Origin of the sequence: Spirosoma endbachense, assembly GCF_010233585.1 — a bacterium.
Lineage (GTDB): Bacteria > Bacteroidota > Bacteroidia > Cytophagales > Spirosomataceae > Spirosoma > Spirosoma endbachense.
In genome coordinates this window covers 4,665,168-4,683,666 of the sequence record NZ_CP045997.1, presented here as the reverse complement: position 1 = coordinate 4,683,666, position 18,499 = coordinate 4,665,168, and the positions used below count along the sequence as shown (strand labels likewise).

General features: G+C 48.6%; 15 protein-coding genes. 4 read left to right on the top strand and 11 right to left on the bottom strand.

Annotated features, from left to right (window positions below):
* Window positions 1–44 precede the first annotated feature (44 nt).
* On the bottom strand, window positions 45–842 hold the full coding sequence (locus GJR95_RS18865; RefSeq protein ID WP_162387339.1) for a LytR/AlgR family response regulator transcription factor: 798 nt from the start codon (window positions 840–842) through the stop codon (window positions 45–47).
* Entirely contained in the window at window positions 842–1,873 is a 1,032-nt protein-coding gene (locus tag GJR95_RS18860; protein WP_162387338.1) for a sensor histidine kinase, read from the bottom strand. The genes GJR95_RS18865 and GJR95_RS18860 overlap by 1 nt, the downstream gene beginning before the upstream one ends.
* Window positions 1,874–2,103: 230 nt before the next feature.
* Between GJR95_RS18860 and GJR95_RS18855 the strand changes: the two genes are divergently transcribed.
* A complete protein-coding gene (locus tag GJR95_RS18855) occupies window positions 2,104–2,772 on the top strand; it encodes a hypothetical protein (RefSeq protein ID WP_162387337.1) in 669 nt (222 codons plus the stop codon).
* Window positions 2,773–2,894: 122 nt separating this feature from the next.
* Here the strand turns inward: GJR95_RS18855 and GJR95_RS18850 are convergent, their stop codons facing one another.
* The 4 genes from GJR95_RS18850 to GJR95_RS18835 all read right to left on the bottom strand — a co-directional run bounded on the left by GJR95_RS18850 (window position 2,895) and on the right by GJR95_RS18835 (window position 9,744).
* Complete coding sequence (locus tag GJR95_RS18850) at window positions 2,895–3,443, bottom strand: DinB family protein (protein WP_162387336.1); 549 nt, start codon at window positions 3,441–3,443, stop codon at window positions 2,895–2,897.
* Between the two features lie 92 nt (window positions 3,444–3,535).
* On the bottom strand, window positions 3,536–6,262 hold the full coding sequence (locus GJR95_RS18845) for a M14 family metallopeptidase (RefSeq protein ID WP_162387335.1): 2,727 nt from the start codon (window positions 6,260–6,262) through the stop codon (window positions 3,536–3,538).
* Window positions 6,263–6,319: 57 nt separating this feature from the next.
* On the bottom strand, window positions 6,320–7,786 hold the full coding sequence (locus tag GJR95_RS18840; RefSeq protein ID WP_162387334.1) for a serine hydrolase domain-containing protein: 1,467 nt from the start codon (window positions 7,784–7,786) through the stop codon (window positions 6,320–6,322).
* An 86-nt stretch (window positions 7,787–7,872) separates the two neighbouring features.
* Window positions 7,873–9,744: a CocE/NonD family hydrolase gene (locus GJR95_RS18835; RefSeq protein ID WP_162387333.1), complete on the bottom strand. Its 1,872-nt coding sequence runs from the start codon at window positions 9,742–9,744 to the stop codon at window positions 7,873–7,875.
* Window positions 9,745–10,016: 272 nt separating this feature from the next.
* Between GJR95_RS18835 and GJR95_RS18830 the strand changes: the two genes are divergently transcribed.
* Complete coding sequence (locus GJR95_RS18830) at window positions 10,017–11,915, top strand: AAA domain-containing protein (RefSeq protein WP_162387332.1); 1,899 nt, start codon at window positions 10,017–10,019, stop codon at window positions 11,913–11,915.
* Window positions 11,916–12,040: 125 nt separating this feature from the next.
* On the opposite strand, the gene GJR95_RS18825 is transcribed toward GJR95_RS18830, so the two are convergent.
* A complete protein-coding gene (locus GJR95_RS18825) occupies window positions 12,041–13,411 on the bottom strand; it encodes an amidohydrolase family protein (RefSeq protein ID WP_162387331.1) in 1,371 nt (456 codons plus the stop codon).
* Between the two features lie 286 nt (window positions 13,412–13,697).
* On the opposite strand from GJR95_RS18825, the gene GJR95_RS18820 reads away from it, so the two are divergent.
* Together GJR95_RS18820 and GJR95_RS18815 are read left to right on the top strand one after the other, a co-directional pair.
* Complete coding sequence (locus GJR95_RS18820) at window positions 13,698–14,321, top strand: hypothetical protein (protein WP_162387330.1); 624 nt, start codon at window positions 13,698–13,700, stop codon at window positions 14,319–14,321.
* 26 nt (window positions 14,322–14,347) lie between these two features.
* A complete protein-coding gene (locus GJR95_RS18815) occupies window positions 14,348–15,010 on the top strand; it encodes an NAD-dependent epimerase/dehydratase family protein (RefSeq protein WP_162387329.1) in 663 nt (220 codons plus the stop codon).
* Window positions 15,011–15,185: 175 nt separating this feature from the next.
* Here GJR95_RS18815 and GJR95_RS18810 read toward each other — a convergent pair whose 3' ends face one another.
* The 4 genes from GJR95_RS18810 to GJR95_RS18795 form a co-directional block, all read right to left on the bottom strand.
* Window positions 15,186–15,959: an SDR family oxidoreductase gene (locus GJR95_RS18810; RefSeq protein ID WP_162387328.1), complete on the bottom strand. Its 774-nt coding sequence runs from the start codon at window positions 15,957–15,959 to the stop codon at window positions 15,186–15,188.
* A gap of 177 nt (window positions 15,960–16,136) precedes the next feature.
* Entirely contained in the window at window positions 16,137–17,021 is an 885-nt protein-coding gene (gene kduI, locus GJR95_RS18805) for a 5-dehydro-4-deoxy-D-glucuronate isomerase (protein WP_162387327.1), read from the bottom strand.
* A 604-nt stretch (window positions 17,022–17,625) separates the two neighbouring features.
* A complete protein-coding gene (locus tag GJR95_RS18800; protein WP_162387326.1) occupies window positions 17,626–17,994 on the bottom strand; it encodes a DUF1801 domain-containing protein in 369 nt (122 codons plus the stop codon).
* Window positions 17,995–17,996: 2 nt separating this feature from the next.
* Window positions 17,997–18,455 (bottom strand): GyrI-like domain-containing protein, encoded by a 459-nt coding sequence (locus GJR95_RS18795; protein ID WP_162387325.1) that lies wholly within the window; start codon window positions 18,453–18,455, stop codon window positions 17,997–17,999.
* Between the last annotated feature and the right edge of the window lie 44 nt (window positions 18,456–18,499).

Below are 18,499 nucleotides of genomic sequence, written 5' to 3'. Positions count from 1 at the left end.
GCGGCAGATTGAGCAGTTAAGCCGCCGATGGGTCAGGTGAAAAATCAAAACTCCTCCATCCATTTTTTAAACAGATTTGCCCGGTCTTTGCTGATCAGCACCTGCTGGCTGGGGGCAGGCTTGAGTTTAAGCTGCAAGCGCCCGTTGAAATACAATTCGGCCTCGCTGATACTGTTCCGGGCTACAATAAACTGGCGGTTGGCCCGAAAAAACTGATTTGGATCAAGTTGGCTATCCAGATCTTCGAGCTTTTGCTCAATTGGGTAACTGATCGACCGGTCCGACGCCCGATTATCCAAAACCCGGTCATAAATCGTTGCGGAAACGACTCCCCCTTCAATCGAGAAATAAGCAATATCCGACACCTTGATGGGTAGTAGTTTATCCCTGAACTGAATTAAAAAACTAGTCCGGTAGGTCGGAGGCATAAATGCGTGTTTGCTTAGCATATCCTGCATCTGGCGAACCAGCTCATCACTGGCCGGGCGGGCGAGGGACCGATATTTCTGAAGGCTGGCTTCAAGGGCTTCTCGTTCAATGGGTTTCAGCAGGTAGTCAATGCTGTTGTGCCTGAAGGCTCGAATGGCGTATTCGTCGTAAGCTGTGGTAAAAATGATGGGGCAGGGTACAGATACCTGCTCCAGTAACGAAAATGATAGACCATCGGCCAGTTGAATATCCGACAGGATGAGATCGGGCGTTGGTAGTTGAGACCACCGCGCCCTGCCTTCCTCAACACTGTCGATGACAGCCACTATCGTAAGTGATGGTTCGAGTTCACAAAGCAAAGCGGCCAGATGGTTGGCCGCTGTCCGTTCATCTTCTAGTAATAACACACGCATCAGGTTGCAGGGATAATGGGTAACTGAACGATAAATTCGCCATCCGTTCGCGATAGTTGAATTGACTTACTGGTCAGCAAACGAAACCGGCTATCGAGATTTGACAATCCGCTGCCCATGCCGTCGGCGGGTTCGGGCTTTGGTTGATAGGCATTCCGGACAATAATGAACTCATGGGCCGTATCCGTAGCCAGACTGATCGTCAGCGGTCGGGAACTGGACACGATGTTATGTTTAACTGCATTTTCGATCAGTAGCTGGAGCGACATGGGTGGGATTTTCCAGGGTGCATCGGCAGGGAGCTGATTGTCGATACGCAGGTTATCGCCAAACCGAATCGTTAGAAGAAAGGAGTAAGCCGACGTAAACTGCATCTCCTCCGCAAACGGCACCAGCGATTGTTGCTGAACCTGTAACGAATACCGCAACACCTGCGACAGTTTGGCCAGATACTGTTGGCTTTTGGGACCTCCTTCCCGGATGAGTGAACTTAGTGCATTGAGCGAATTAAACAGAAAATGCGGGTTAAGCTGCGCCCGGAGGGTGTCCAGTTGAGCCTGTAGGTTTTGCTGTTTTAATAGTTCATTCTCCAGTTGAATGGTTCGGTTTTGTTGGAGAACTGTGAGGAAGTTTGCCAGCAGCAGCGCCGTTACCCAGACGAAAAAGCTTCGGAAATAACTGGTTGTGATCAACAGAATGGGTCGCTCTGGATACCAGGGTAATACAATGACGACGAATAGACCTGTTAGTGCCAGAAATAACAGAAAATTAAGGGCATACCAACCCAGTAAGCCAAATCGGGGAGCATATGATTTCCGGGTAAGCACATGACGATTCAGCTCAATAAAGAAAAACGTGAAGGCCAGGTGAAATGCCAAACGGCTTAGAGCAAGCCCTACATCAGGAACACCCGGCGGCACGACCGCAAGCCGGGATCGGGATGTTAAGCCAAACAACGGTAGATTAACCAGCGTAGCCACAATCAATGCGGCAATTCCGGCAATCTGTCGCCACGAAAAACGAATAGTCATGTGCCAAGATAAGAAGCAACGAATGGTTTACGGAACATCAAAACCTGAAGCTGTAAAAGTTGCGGGTGAGGGCGAGGAAATGGGGAGTGAAATGAGATTGATCATACGTAGTTCCGGGCTTATACACTGACTGGACGCAACCATGGGCGAAATTCCTCCGTACTATGGATAACGACCAGCGCTGACAGTATTCGGTTTTTACCTACTCATTCTTACTTCTTAATTTCCTCATGGCAAAACTTTTCGTTCTCCTCCTGTGTGTTTGTTTACAAGTTCATGCCCAGGACACGTCGTATGTCCGCCAAACAACTGCTGCAACCCTGGATGCAACGGTTGATGATCAACTGCTGAAAGCGTCCACTGATTCGGATGCTCAGCTACTTTTACCTCATAAAATGATGTTCACCCAACGGGTTTTCTGGGGCCCTAACGGGCTGCTTCGGGTTTTTCAGGTTGCACCGCTTACGCAGGAAGGGCGGAAGAAAGAACTCAAGGTGCGTGCGATCATGCTATTATCCCACAAGGTTACAGGCTATGCAACGCTGGCGGGTTTTGTAGCACAGGGTATTCTGGGGCTTAAAATGAATAATGCCACGGGTAGTGAGTACGATCAGCTCCTCAATGCCCAGCAGACTACGAGGACTATAACCAACATTGCTTATGGTACCACTGCGCTGCTTTCGCTAACGGCTCCTCCTAAATTACTTGCCGATCAAAAAGCACGGAGCGGAGTTCGGTTGCACAAATACTTATCCATTATTCACCTGGCAGGCTTTATTGCAACCAATGTTCTGGCAGGCAAAGCGAACCAGCATACCGAACTCAGACCCTACCAGCAGGTTGCTACTTTCACAACAGCCGCAGCGTTGGCTCCTGCCTTGATTGCCCTTAAATTCTGACATATTCGTTTAGACAAGCTGGGAAAGGGTGCATGTGAGATTCGTCAGAGCGATATTATACGCAACCAAAAAAAGCGCCAATCCAATCGGGTCGGCGCTCTTTTTGGGTAGAATTATTTGGTCTAAAACAACTTTTCGTTGGGGGGCTTGATGCCTTTCGCCCGAATGTAGATGGTTGCCTGACCGCGATGATGAGTTTGGTGTTCAAACGCTTTCGCCAGAACCAGTTCGCGGGTCATTTCGCGCTGGCCCATCTTCACATTTTCGGCCAATTGAGCGTCCGTTAGCCCTTTTACGCCATCGAGCATAAAATCATAGCTATCCAGAACGGCTTTTGTGAGCGCTGCCTTCGTTTTAAGTTCGCTCATTTCCTCCAGCTTTTTGCCTTGAAATGGGTTCGCTTTCCCGCTGGCCAATGCACCAAAATTGTAGTTAGCTGCGGCAAGGTGTAGCATTTGCTCGGCAAAGCTGCGAATTTCGGGGGTTGGTTTAAAGCCCATGCCATCTTCGGGCATTGTATCTAAATATTCTTTGGTGAATTCGCGGGCCCGTTGCCAGTCGGCCGTTAGCTGAGCTATCGTAGTCAGCGGTTTCGCGGCCTGAACCGCCGAAAGTGTCATGAGCAGCCCCAGAAGTGCCACCATGAATCGGAAAGGTAGTTTAGTGATCATAGATAAATGGTTGATTGGTACGATGTTACTTGTAAAAGTTATAGGCGCGACGAAGCTACTGCACACTCGATCGATAAACTACATGTACTCCCTTATTTTTTCTCCTCTTCTTTCTGTTTCATTGACACCGAAGGTGATTTCCAGAACTCAGCGGTGCCGAATTTACTCTTTGCCAGCTCACCACCATAAAGGACAGAATTCAACAGAACGCGATACGTACCCAGCGGTTGACCGCGCCATTGCGGCCGGAAACCGTGCAGAATGACGTGTCCTTTACCGTGTTGTACATCCAGTGAAGCCGCATAACCCTGTAGGTGCTTTTCACCCAGTAAATAACCCGACCGCAATGGCGATCCTGCCGGAGCAAATTTGGCCAATGCCTGACCTTTAAATCCGTCGAGGGTAGCAAATACGGGACTATTCTCGACAAAAACAGCGGCTTTGGCAGGCATACCGGCCATGACCGGATGGGTCGCATCCGTTTCTACTTCCAGCAGCGAACCACCGGTAAAGAAATCTTTGCTGTTAATGCCCGCGACTACATTTTTTACGGGTAAATGAAGCGCGTCGATGGCATAGTCGCTGCTCGAATTCAGGCAAACGAGCGTTCCGCCCTGGCGCACAAAATTATCCAGATTCGCAGCGCCCTGCTCGCCCAATCCACCTTCGTAAGCGGGTGGGACCGATCCTTTCGCGAACCCATCTTTGATATTCCTTGGCCGATCAGAGGCAAACAGAATCACGTCGAATCGATCCGTCAGATCTCCCGCCAATACGTCGGCATTACTGATGTTCACGAACGAAAACTCGAATTGCTCCAGTACCCAGTGGCTCCACCCTTCGTCCATGCTTGCCGTCCAGGGTTTGTAGACCGCAATCCTTGGTTTTACAGCTGCCCCAGTCGTATTCGCCGTAAGTTCAGCGATTACTCCTAAGTCCTTTACCCACGGCTCCAGCGTCGTTCTTGGTATCCCACTAATCGCATACCGTTGGCGGTCTTTGTTGTAGCTGACCGTTCCACCCGCTTTTAGTGACCGGTTTAATACTTTAAACGCATTATTCTCGGCCGGATTCACCAACATGATCGTACCTGAACCAGTCAAACGGCCTTCCGGCGCTTTGATCCCTGCCGAAACCGGATTGGTATCAAACCCGATTCCACCAACAAAATCGGCCGGATTGGCATCTTTACGATCATCCGTTTTCCAGTCTCTCGCAGTTCCGGCAACCAGTTGAATTGCCCCTTTTACATCGAAGGTCAATGGTGTCGTAGCTGGAATCACGTTCAGTTCAAATTGCAGCGGAAGCGTCCAGCCCGCAGCGTCATAGGGCTGTTCGGGTGGTCCACCCGGAAATTCGCGCAGGTCAGGATATGACTGTACATCGAGTAATTGTTTAGTTAACTCGCCATATTCCTGATTCATCGGTATTACCCAGGTTCCTTTGGGATAGTTGCGGCCCTCAAACGCAACATCTTTCGTCAACTGGCCAATTCGGATACCGTGAAATGCCAGTCGACGCAACAGTTCAACCGGGCGTACGGGGTCGCGTTGTTTCTGGGGGATGAAATAAGCATAGGGCGGTTCCTGCTCGTATTTTTTGATGGTGTTGCGGCCGGCCTGATACCGGTTATACAACAGTACATCGCCGTATTTGGCCGCATAATCGAGTGTGGCCAGCGAAGCCGTTTGCATGTAGGCAATGGCATCACTGATTCGCCACCAGCCACCCGGCCACGGGCTTGAATACAAGGACTCGACGCGAAACTCATTCTTATCTTTGGGGAAGTCGCGAACGGTGTAGAAATGCGGTGTAGCATAATTATACAAGGCCGTTTCGGTCCAGAAAGCCGGTATGTTTTGCAGAACCGGCATATAATCGATGTAGCCCGGATACCAGGCATCAAAGCCCGTTCCCATGTGAGTGGCTCCTTTTTGTCCATTGCTTTCGAGTGCCTGCGCCATCGCCATGCCAATCATGTTTACCTCTCGGGCAATAATGGGTGGGGTTTGGGAAGCAATTGGTTCGGCAAAGGGCGGCAACCAGATCCTCGTTGGAAAGGGCGAGGTCTGATGGTGGACAAAAATGATATTCGGTTCCCAGTCGCGCCAGGTTCGGGCTACCACCCGCGACTCGATCATGTTGAGCATGTAGGCATCGCGATTGTTGTCGTGCCCAACGTATTTCTGATACAGGAATGGGGGAGGGGCTACTTCATAAGGTGTACCCACATTTGATTTATACCAGTCACCGATCATGGTTTGTCCATCGGGGTTAAGCGATGGCCACAGCAACAGAATCACATTGTCCAGGATCGCCTTCATCTTAGGATCGTCGGCCTTACTGAGCATGTCATACGCCAGCGAAATCGTATGCTGAGCACCCGCTACTTCCGATGCATGCAGACCGCCATCGATATGCACCAACGGTTTGCCTTCCATCGCTAGTTTTTTCGCTTCGTCGTCGGTCAGGCCCGCCGGATGGGCCAACCGCTGCGCAATGGCCCGGTACCTATCAATGTTGTCGAGGTTCTTTTTTGACGAGATCAGGGCAAAATACCAGGGTCTTCCTTCCGACGTTTCGCCAACGTGAACCAGCTTGATCAGATCGCTGGCTTCGTCGAGTTTCTGGAAGTATTTCAGCGATTGTTCGTAGGTAGCCAGTTTAAAATCAGCACCAACCGCAAAGCCGAGGGTTTCTTCGGGTTTGGGAATTGCTTTTTGCTGGGCGTTAGCCAGCACATTTGTCAGCCAATAACCCAAGAGGAATAAATTGATCACAGGCAATGAAGCCCGCTTTATCAGGTGAAGTGGGTACATGTTAATTGGTGTATAAGTCAGGTTGCACGTGAAATCAGGTAAGTTTATCAAGCCAGCTTACTTCCCGGCAACGGGCGGTTTGCCGTCATCAAAGCCATCGGGCAACCGCTTGAACCACAGATTGCGAACCCGCCCGTTCGATACGCGTAGGCCAATCACGGCATTTTTAGTATCGCGCACGATATCGACCGACGACATAAACCACCAGCCCGTCTCGAAGTGGTCTTTCCCGGCATTCTTTAGCAGTACGTTCCCGTGATGTACATGAACCAGTTCCAGTGCATCGCCACGCTGTCGGATCGAATAAATGGTTTCCAGTTCCGGGCTATAATATCGGCCTCCATAGTCGGCTGCGACAATCGGAATGGGCTTGTTATCAGGGGTTGAAGCATTGGGCGGTGGCGGTACGTCTCTGGATTTTTTCTGATAGGGACCCAGATAGATGTCTGCCATTTCCAGCGCTCTGGCACTTGGATTCGACTCGGCCTGATTACTCAGTACAATAAATCCATAGTCTTCCTTTGGAAAATAGCCGATGTACGAACGGAAACCGGCATCAGAACCACCATGACCATAATACGCTAATCCTTTGTGGGTTGCATGGGACAGTGCAAACGCATACGGAATGGTATCTCCCTTCGTTAAGCGGCCCCGCTCCAGCATTTGCGTCATGGTTGCGGCATTACCCACAACGGGGTTTTTGAAGTTGTTGATCCAGAGAGACAGATCCGTAACCGTCGTGAATAAACTGGTCGCACCGGCATTGGAAAAACTAAGTATGCTTTTCTTGTAGCCTTTCGAATAATTGTCTTTATGAAATGAATAGGCCCGCCCTTTTACGATGCGCTCATCATCGTCGTAGAAGAGCGTATTTGTCATCCCCAACGGCCCGAACACGCGCTGCTGCATCCACTCCCGAAAAGGTTGCTTGCCTACGCGGGCAACAATTTCAGCAAGCAGTGTATAACCCGTGTTGCAATACAGAAACTCCGCTCCCGGCGAAAAATTCAGCTCTTTTTGCCGGCGAACCAGGTTGAAAATGTGCTCTTTCGTGATCACGTCACTCAATCCCCAGCCCGCCATGCTCAACAGAGCCCACTGATCGCGCAGACCGCTCGTATGGTGAATCAGGTGGCGAATCGTGATTTTCTGACCAAAATCCGGCACTTCAGGGAGGTAGGTATGAATATCGTCGTCGATGGACAGTTTCCCGTCCTGAGCCAGTAGCACAATGGCGTAGGCCGTGAATTCCTTGGAAATAGACGCTACGTGAAAGATCGTTTCCGGCGTAATAGGCGCTCCGGTTTCAACATCAGCATTGCCAAATCCTTTGGCGTAGATCAATTTTCCGCCGTGGACAACGCCCACAGCAACCCCCGGCCGATCGGGACCATTCCATTCAGCAAACAACTTGTCTGCTTTCGACGCTAACGAGTCAGTTGGCATTTGGGCTAACAAATCGCAGCCACAAAGAAGGGCAAAGACGAGTAAAAAAAAGCGTTTGGGAATGAAGAAGTAGGCCATGACCGACAAGTTCGATGGTATAGAATATAGTCAGATTTTTAGGTCTGTTCATGCTGCCTGTCAGGACGACAGATCAGGGACAGACCTTACTTACTCACAGGCAAAATGATTTTACTGGCAGTCGTTGCGCTGTGATACACTTTTATGGCAGCTTTCTGAAAATCACTATCCTTGGCGTGGTAAATATCTACATACTTCTGCGGGTTTCGGTCAACCAGTGGGAACCAGCTGCTCTGAACCTGGACCATGATCCGGTGGCCTTTTTTGAACGTATGCGCCACATCAGGCAGCGTGTATTTTACCTCGCTAATCTGACCTGGTACAAAAGGCTCCGGCTTTTCGAAACTTTTCCGGAAACGACCCCGAAATACTTCACCCCGAACCAGCATCTGGTAGCCGTTCATGATATACGCATCGGTTGGGCGATACTGAAAATCATCGGGAAATACATCGATCAGCTTCACGATAAAATCGGCATCCGTACTGCTGAGGCTCACCTGTAAATCGGCCACGAGCGGTCCCGAAAGCGTGAGGTCGTCGGTCAGCACATCTGTTTTGAAAACCAGCACATCGGGCCGATTGGCCGCAAACCGCTGATCGTCGGTCATGTATTCGCGGGTGCGGTTTGCTTTAATGCCGTCTGTATACGGAACGGGTTTGGCCGGATCACTTATGTATTCGGAAAAAGCCTCACTACCACTGGCCGACGGCTGGGTAAAGCTCAGCCCACCTTTGGGTTGGAGATACAAGGCACGTTCGGTAACGCTTGCCGGTGGCCATTTATCAAACTGGTGCCACTGATTTTCGCCGGTGAAGAAGATGTTCGCTTCCTTGATATTGTCGATGCTGCCTTTGCCTTTCAGGTAATAATTAAAAAAGGGCACTTCGACATTTTCGGCATAATACGCACTGGTTGGGCTCCCAAACTGCACATTTCCCAACGACGACCCATCGCTGCCACGACCTGCCCATTGGCCATGAAACCAGGGCCCCATGATAATTTTGTTGTTGTTCTTCGCTTTCCCTTCAATAGCGGCATAAGTTGACCAGGCACCGAAACAATCTTCGGCATCGAACAGGCCACCAACTACCAGCGTTGCAATTGTCGGCGAAATAGCGCTGACGAAATTCCGGACGTTCCGGGCTTTCCACCATGCATCCAGGTTCGGGTGCTGCATCATGTCGTTCCAGAACCGAACGCTGTCGCCTGCAAAGTGGGTCAGGTTAGGCAGGGCACCGCTCCGCAAAAAGAAATCATAACTGTCTTTGGTCGGAACCGGAAACCCCTTAGGGCCAACAGTAGTAGGCTTAGGGCGCGGAAAGCCAAACCCACGACGGAGGTAGAAATTAAAGCCATCCATTTCCATGAAGGCACCATTATGGTGAAAGTCATCACCCATAAACCAGTCGGTAACCGGAGCTTGCGGGCTAACGGCCTTTAAGGCTGGATGATTACTGAGTGCAGCCATTGTTGAGTAGAAGCCTGGATAGGAAATGCCAAACACTCCAACATTTTCGTTGTTGTTGGGCAGGTTTTTAACGAGCCAGTCAATGGCATCGTAGGTATCACTGGCTTCGTCGAAATCGTTCGCTTTTTTATCGGTCTTGTATGGGCGAACATCTTCAAATATACCCTCGCTCATCCAGCGGCCCCGCACATCCTGAACGACCATGATATAGCCTTCTTTCAGGTATTCTTTGTAATGATTGCTCCAGAAATTCCGATACACATTTTCGCCATAGGGAGCGCAGGAATAGGGCGTCCGGGAAATCAGGATTGGATGTTTTTCGGAATTGTCTTTCGGCAAATAGATGGAGGTAAATAATCGGGTGCCATCCCGCATCGGAATATACTGCTCTTTTTTTGTGTAGTTAGTCCGAAACCAGGTCGAGTCTGGGTTCTGTCCATACGAACACACGGATATAAGCACCAGTAACAGGCAATAGAGTCGATTCATGATTGGGTTGTATTCTGGCTAGTAGAGGATTCTTCAACAAGTATAGGCACAACAGGCGTAATTTCCCTCTAAAACAGATCAGAACAGCTAAACCGCCAGGATAGCCGCTGAAAAATTTGGCTTTTCTGGATTTTTTCAATAGAAAATAGACGAGTTCGCTCGGGGTCAGCGGAGAGATTCAGAACCAATGGAAGGAGCCACCTGGATTAAACCCCTGCCGACAGAAGTATAAGCCAGGCAGGGCCAGTCCAAAGAAGTAGCTACTTTTGTGAATGGATTATTTTAAACAGCTGCTTGATCTGCTCAGGATCGAACGGGAAGAAGACCGCACCCAATATCGAAAACTCACCGAAACCACATCCATTGCTGAGCGTCGGGCCAATGGTCTGACCTGGTATCCAATCGCTATCCGGGGTTCTGAAATGAGTAGGGGTGATTACCTGACGGTAGAGGTTGAACGGACCACGCATCAGGACATACCCCATCAGCTTCGTTTTGGCATGCCTGCTGTGTTTTTCAGTAATCACGACCCTAAAACCGACCGGGTCGAAGGTACGATTTCGTTTCAGGGTGGCAACCGGGCCAAAATAACCCTGCGCACGGATGAATTGCCCGACTGGTCGCGCGATGGCAAACTGGGTATCGAAGTGCTTTTCGACGACAATAGCTACGACGAAATGGAGGAGGCATTGAAGACCGCCACTTCATTGGCGGAGAAACCCGGTAATCGTCTGATCAGCATTCTGACCGGCTCAACATCGCCCACTTTCCATTCCGAAACGCCAAAGCTATTTCTACCTACCCTGAATTCCAGTCAGGTATTGGCAGTCGAAAAAATAGCGAGCGCCAACGAACTGGCTATTGTGCATGGCCCGCCGGGTACAGGTAAAACAACGACGCTGGTGCAGGCCATAAAAGCCCTGATCAATCAGGATCATAAGAAGATTTTAGTTGTTGCGCCAAGTAATACTGCCGTCGATTTGCTGAGCGAAAAACTGCACAATGAGGGACTAAATGTACTTCGGGTGGGTAACCCCGCCCGCGTGTCGGAGCATTTGATGGCGCTCACGCTGGACCATAAAATGGCCGAGCACCCGTACATGAAAGAAGCAAAAAAATTGAAAAAGCAGGCGAATGAGTTCAAAAACTTGGCTCATAAGTACAAGCGAAATTTTGGTAAAGCCGAGCGGGATCAGCGCAAAGCCCTGTTCGATGAGGCTCACCGAATCATGAAGGAAGTCGGAAATTCGGAGCAGTATATCATCGACGATCTGATTGCCAAAGCGCAGGTGATTACGGCGACACTGGTCGGCGCGAACCACTACACGGTCCGCAATCTTACTTACCATACTGTTGTGATTGACGAAGCGGGTCAGGCGCTCGAACCTGCCTGCTGGATTCCTATTCTAAAAGCGCAGAAGGTGGTGCTGGCTGGTGATCATTGCCAGCTTCCACCGACAATCAAATCACCAGAGGCCGCCCGAAAGGGATTGAGTACGACATTGCTCGAAAAATGCGTTGCGCTGCATCCCGAAGCCGTTACGCTGCTGGACGAACAATACCGCATGCACGAACACATAATGGGGTATTCGTCGCAGGTGTTTTATGAGAATAAAGTGAAAGCACATGCGTCCGTAGCCCGTCATTCGCTGTATGATGGCGATACCTCGCTGGTGTATGTGGATACGGCCGGTTGTGGTTTCGACGAAAAACTCGAAGGCACCAGCTCAACGAACCCGGAAGAAGCGTCCCTGCTCATGCGGCATTTATCGCAACTGGTAGCCGACCTGAGTACCCGCTATACACGGCAGGATTTCCCGACGATCGCGATCATTTCACCGTATAAGCAGCAAATAAATGTACTGAAAGAACAACTGCTTCAATACCCTGACCTATTGGCCTATGGCGATAAAATTTCGGTTAATACCATCGATAGTTTTCAGGGGCAGGAGCGGGACATTGTCTATATATCGATGACCCGAAGCAATGCTGAAGGTGAAATTGGGTTCCTGTCGGATATTCGGCGCATGAATGTTGCCATGACCCGCGCCCGAAAGAAATTAGTTATTGTGGGCGACAGTGCTACGTTGGCCAGTCTGCCCTTTTACGCCGATTTTATTGCGTATTCCGAACGTCTCGATTCGTATCAAAGTGCCTGGGAATGGATGTGATCCGGGTAACTTTCTTTCGTTAATCGAACGGTCCTCATGGTGTCGGTTTTAAGAAACCTACATCACGAGGACCGTTTTGCTGATGAATTCACGAATCAATAACTGGGAGTCAATGGTTTGGCTTACTACTTCTCCAGCTTCTTCAACTCCTGTTGAATATAGGCTTTCGAGAGCCAGTTCGTACCAATCATTACGCCTTCGATGCTACGAGTCTGATTGATGTCCTTCAAAGGATTTCCGCTGAGTAAAACCAGATCCGACACATTGCCGGTTTTGATAACGCCCGAATCAGGTTTATTCAAATAGGACGCAACGTTTACTGTACCTGTTCGTAAGGCTTCATAGGGCGTCAATCCGGCATCGACCAGGTACTTCAGCTCATTATGGATCGAGAAGCCCGGCACATTGAAGATCTGTGGCGCATCGGAGCCCAACAGGAGCTCAACGCCATTTTTCTGGCATTCGTAGATCAACTTCCGACGAATCTGGATTAGTTTCTCGGCCCGCTCTTTCGAGAACTTGGGGTTATTGTTATAGCCATTTTTTGTATTCACCCAACTCTTTATCTGTTCTGGTTTCATGTATTTCATCTCCGGGTCATCGGTAAATTCTTCTGCTGGAAATGGAGAAAGCCATCGCTCGGCCAATGCCTGCGTAGGTACAACCCGGATATGATTGGTACGCAACCCACTCACCAGTTTAGGAATCTGCGACGCATCGGCCCGGTCGGCAATCCAACTGGCGAACTGACCGGTTTCCTGCTCAGCCAGCGTATCGACGCCTGGTGTAATGGCTTCAATAAAACCGTCCAGATGATCGATGGACGAATACCGGGCATCGATGGCTCGCCAAACGCCCACATTAAAAGAGACGTGTCCAACGAATGGAATACCAACTTCATGAGCAGTTTTAGCAATGGCCGGAAAGGTTTCTTTCGTTAAACCCGGATGTAATTTAAGGAAATCATACCCAGCCGCTTTCTGTTCGCGGACCATGGCGGCACCTCGCTCGGCGGTTTTTACTGTTTGCCCATTGAAGGAGGGACCCGTTGCATAAAAATGGGGCCCAAGAATCTCACCACTTTTGATTTTACTCCGAAGTTCCAGGTGTTTGGGATGGCCGAGCATGCCCCGAATGGTAGTGATTCCGTTTGCCAGATAAAGAATCAGCACTTCTTTCATCGGCTCAATATCATCAATCGGTGGAACGTGCGCATGGATCTCCGCCCAGCCGGGCGTCAGGTATTTTCCCTTTGCATCGACTACTGTCGCATCTTTACTGAACTTCACCTTGTCGTTGTTACCCAGGGCAGTTATTCTGCCATTCTTTACAACAACGGTTTGGTTCTCAATAACCCGTTCCTGGTCCATCGGAATAACGTTGACCGATTTGAAGACGATTTCGCGCTGGCGATTGCTGGTTAATTCCTGTGCCAGGAGCGGGAGGCAGGACGTTACAAGCAGAGAAATGAGCACACTAAAAGAGAGAGGTCGCATTGGGGAGAAGGGTTTGGTTGATCGAGGTCGGTCCGATTACAACAGGTGGGTTATCTTAATTGAGTCGGCTTAGCTTTAGTTTTACTGGAGCAGGTCAGTAAATTTATTCAATTCGCCATAAATTGATCGTGTCATGTCGCCCAGTAACTCCGGAACCGTAATGATATTGACAACTTTAGACTATACAAAGCCAGTTATGAACAAATGGGTATCAAACCTGCCGTTTTACGAATAACTTGCTTATAAATAACCGATCACTGAATTTCCACTTTTTTAGTGTACAAACATGCTGCACCATCATCGAAAAATTTTCTTTTACGTAGCTGACTGGCTGAACTGCTGGATTGGCCTACGTGAACCGAATCCGCTTGCTGACCAATGGATTGGCAAACTCGGTTACATTCCTAAATCAGCCGCGTGTAAGGCAAAGACATCGGATACTGATGCGTCAAATTTCCCGTTTGCTGGCCTCGTTGTCGATCCAATTCTGTGTCCTGAGGGCTTTCAGGCTAATACGCGTAATGAAGCCATTGACAAGTGGATGAAATTTGCTCTAGGCAACAGGCTGCCACCCGGTTTTAGTCGTGCTGAAACAGGACCCGAAAAGGGACTTGTTAAATATGAAGGTTCCGCAATCCATTCTGATTATGACCTGATGTATGTTAGCAAAGCCGATCAGACTGGAAATCTGGCCTTTACAACGCTGGAAGAAGCAAAACAGCTCTTGAAATTGGCCCAACCCATGCTAAATCAGCGTTTGGGGGCGGCTATGATACAGCACGGGGCCGAGTTTGAATGGGATGGTGGGGTAGGGGCACGCGAACGAGAACTGGTTTTTCGGTTTGGTCCCAAGGGTAAGTATTATGAAGAAGAATCGTCCATGCCTCAGCGAAAAGGATTTATGCATTAACTTCCGAAATACTTTAGTAACCCTCTATGAAAATCAAAGCAATTATCACTGGCGCTACCGGTATGGTGGGCGAAGGCGTCATGCATGAATGCCTGCTGCATCCCGATGTCGAACAGGTTTTAGTCATTAACCGTAAACCAGTGGGTGTGTCGCATCCCAAATTACGCGAAATCATCCATTCCAATTTTTTTGATCTGTCGCCCATTGAAAAACAATTGACGGGATACAATGCCTGTTTTTTCTGCCTGGGTGTATCGTCGGTGGGTATGAACGAAGCCGAATACCGCCGATTGACGTATGACCTGACTCTCCGTGTGGCAGAACTACTGGCAAAACTAAATCCAGATATGACCTTCGGCTACATTTCCGGGGCTGCCACCGACAGCACGGAACAGGGTCGGAGTATGTGGGCCAGGGTGAAAGGAGCTACTGAAAATGCACTGATGCGGCTACCTTTCAAAAAAGCGTATATGTTCCGGCCGGGATTTCTTCGGGCGACCAAAGGGCTGAGAAATAAGTTGAGCTATTACAAGTATGTGGCCTGGTTATATCCGATTGGTCGTGCGCTTTACCCGGCTGGCTTTTCAACTTTACAGGAACTGGGCTTAGCGATGATTAAATCCGTAAGTCTGGGATACGAAAAACCAATTCTGGAAGTGAAAGATATTGTTGCTCTGGCGAAGCGCTAAACGGATTTGGGGCAACAAAGACCGCGAAGACGATAAACAGGGAAGCTGTTTTGTACTTTAAGGATTTTGGCCTGGAGCCGTGCCACAGTTACTGATGATGCACTTAGTTACCGTGGCACGGTTAAGCGAAAGACCTACCATTATTGGGATTCTGCGATGTCTTTCTTTACTAATTCTACCGGCCCATCCAGCCACCATCGACAGTTAGCACTGTGCCATGAACATAACGGGCCGCGTCGGAGGCAAGGAAAACAATCGGGCCTTTGAAATCATCGGGCTCACCCCATCGAGCGGCAGGAATCCGGTCGAGGATCGATTTGCTACGAACTGGGTCATTTCGTAATGCTTCAGTATTATCGGTTGAGATGTAGCCAGGAGCAATGGCATTGACGTTGACGCCTTTCGATGCCCATTCATTTGCAAACGATTTTACCAGACTACCAATTGCTCCCTTGCTGGCAGCATAACCTGGCACGTTGACGCCACCCTGAAAAGTGAGCAACGAGGCCGTAAATATGACCTTCCCGCTTCCTTTCGCAATCATGTCTTTCCCGATTTCACGGGTTAGAATAAACTGCGCTGTCTGATTGATGGCAATGACCTCATCCCAGTATTCATCGGGGTGCTCGGCGGCAGGTTTGCGTAAAATCGTACCCGCATTGTTCACCAGAATATCAATGGTTGGATGGTCTTTTTTTAGCTGTTCGATAAACGTATAGATGGATTCCCGCTTACTGAAATCGGCCTGATAGGCGTAGAATTTGCGGCCTGTCTGTTCAACGGATTGCGAGACGGCACTACCGCTTAACTCCAGATTGGCTGAAACACCAATAATATCGGCACCTGCCTCAGCCAAAGCCTCAGCCATGGCCTTTCCTATACCTCGTTTACAGCCTGTTACAAGTGCCAGTTTACCAGTCAGTGAAAAAGTATTAAGTACTGAACTCATGTGTTTTAGATGGTGGTTTTTAATCGTAAGCCCATTCGGTCTACGGGGGTCTAACGCGCGAAATTAACCTGTAGTACCATAGATCCAGGTAAACTAAATGCCAAAACTTATCCCCCAGTCATGACGACCAGCGGGTTTTTCATCAAATTCAGGACCCGAACAAACGTAAATCTTAGTCTATTTTAAGTCAGTAATTGGGCAGAAATCCATGTCGCTATAGTCAAGATTTTCACCTGCCATCCCCCAAATGAACGTGTAGTTGGAAGTACCGGCACCGGAGTGAATCGACCAGTTGGGCGAAATAACTGCCTGTTCGTTCTGCATCCAGATATGGCGGGTTTCCTGCGGTTGTCCCATGAAATGACAAACGGCCTGATTTTCGGGAACTTCAAAGTAAAAATAGACCTCCATCCGCCGATCGTGCGTGTGGGCGGGCATAGTATTCCAGACACTACCCGTTTTCAGCTCCGTCATACCCATTTGCAGCTGGCAGGTCGGCAGAACGCTATTGACGATCAGCTTATTGATTGTCCGATGGTTAGATGTACCTAGAGCGCCTAGTTCAACAACTTCGGCGTCTGCTCTCGAAACTTTACGAGTGGGATAGTTTTTAGTGGCGGGTGTCGAATTTAGGTAAAACTTAGCCGGAGCATTGGCATCATTAGAGCTAAATAGAATTGACTGCGTCCCCTGACCAATATACAATGCTTCTTTATAGTCCAGATCATATGCTATACCATCGGCCACCACTTGCCCAGGTCCACCCACATTAATGATTCCCAGTTCACGCCGTTCCAGGAAATAAGCGGCTTTTAACTGGTCTGGCGCAGTTAGTGCAACAGGGCCATCAACAGGCATAATCCCACCAGTCAGGTATCGGTCGAAAAACGACAGCACCCACCGGAACTGGTCAGCAATGAACAGATTCTCAATAAGAAAATTCTGCCGAAGCTGATCCGTATTCATCCCTTTCACTTCGGTTGGGGAGGTAGCATACCGGCTTTCAAAAAATGTTTCCTGTTCAGTCTGATTAGCTGCGTGTTTTGTCAGTTCAGTTTGCATACTTGTATGGATTGTCTGCCAATGTCAGGGTTGTAAATGGGTTTGAAAAGCGTACAGTAACAACGTAGTTTAATGGGCCAAATATGGGCCAAATTATTCATCAGATCGCCAAATTACTACTAAGAAATAGTCATCAGCGTTCAGACAATACCCTTTAATAGCAGAATTAGGATATACTCTACTCGAATAATTAGCAATTAGATTGATAGTGAGCCAGTTGCCTATTTATCTTTTAAATAGGCCATTTGCGTCGAGCCGTGGCACGGCTCGACGCAAATGGCCTGATAAGAAGAAACTGTAAAAAGATAGGCAGGAAGATTTGGTAGGGCAAAGTCATGAATTAGCCTGAGCAACCAGTGAATTGGTGCCAGGAATCGATAGTAAATCTAGTGCTCGGCCCATTTAAACCTAAAAGCCGGGCCGCCGATGCGGTTTTTGAAACCGCACGGCGGCCCGGCTTTTAGGTTTGTCATTATAGGTTTATAATCAACCCCATTCATGACTAGTACGGATAATATATAAATGGGTAGCGTAGTAGCTTGAGGAAGGGGGAAACTTTCACGATCCATTAGTTGATGGATCGTGGCCAGGGGCATATCACCCCTTACTTCCTGAGGGGTATTTCGCCTGATTTATAGAGATCAATGGTCTGCCCTAAAATAGTTTCAATGGCTTGTCGAGGGAGGTCTTCATTCGGGTTAAACAGCATTATTTTCATTCTTGAACGCTTTTCAAGTAGTAAGTCAGGATGGTCAAGTCGTTTTCCTTCGACAAGTCCAAGGTAAGGCAATTGACGTTTTTTATGAACCCAGAGATAACAAACCATTTTTCCTTTGTAACAAAAAAAAGGCATGCCATATTTCCAGGCACTTGTCAGGTCTATATCCTGCGAACAAATAATGTCTCGTATTGCTAGTAAACAGCTTTTTATTGATTCTTCTTTTTGCAGGTAAAAATTGTCTATTTCTTTCATTACTAATCAATTGCTATAAAAATAGCCACTTCAGCATCGTCGGGATTTTGCGCTTTTACACCATACACTTCAAAGTCGGCAGTATAGGCTCTGGGAATAGATGAACGCCAGATTTTTGTCCATGCATCGAATACTATTCCCTTTTGTAAATTCCCTGTTGTAGTAAATTCCATATATTTTCCATCGCCAATCGTTCGTCCGATCATTCCGTCTGGAATAGCTTCCAGCGTGCTTACTGCACAGGCCAGAATTGTTGTATAGGGCCTGGTGTAATCTTTTTCGTAGTCGGTATAAACACAGTAAATTGTATCATCAATTTTGTTGGGAATCTGTGACAAAATCCCTTCCGACATGAATTTATCCCAGAGTACAGGAATATCATTTCCTGCTTTACCATTTTCGTTTGTTGTTTTTACCGAGATGCCAATAATGTTGAATGGTTTTCCAGTCTGCGTGGCCATTTTGATACGTTTGCTGTAGGGTAGCAAATGTAAATACCTGTAGT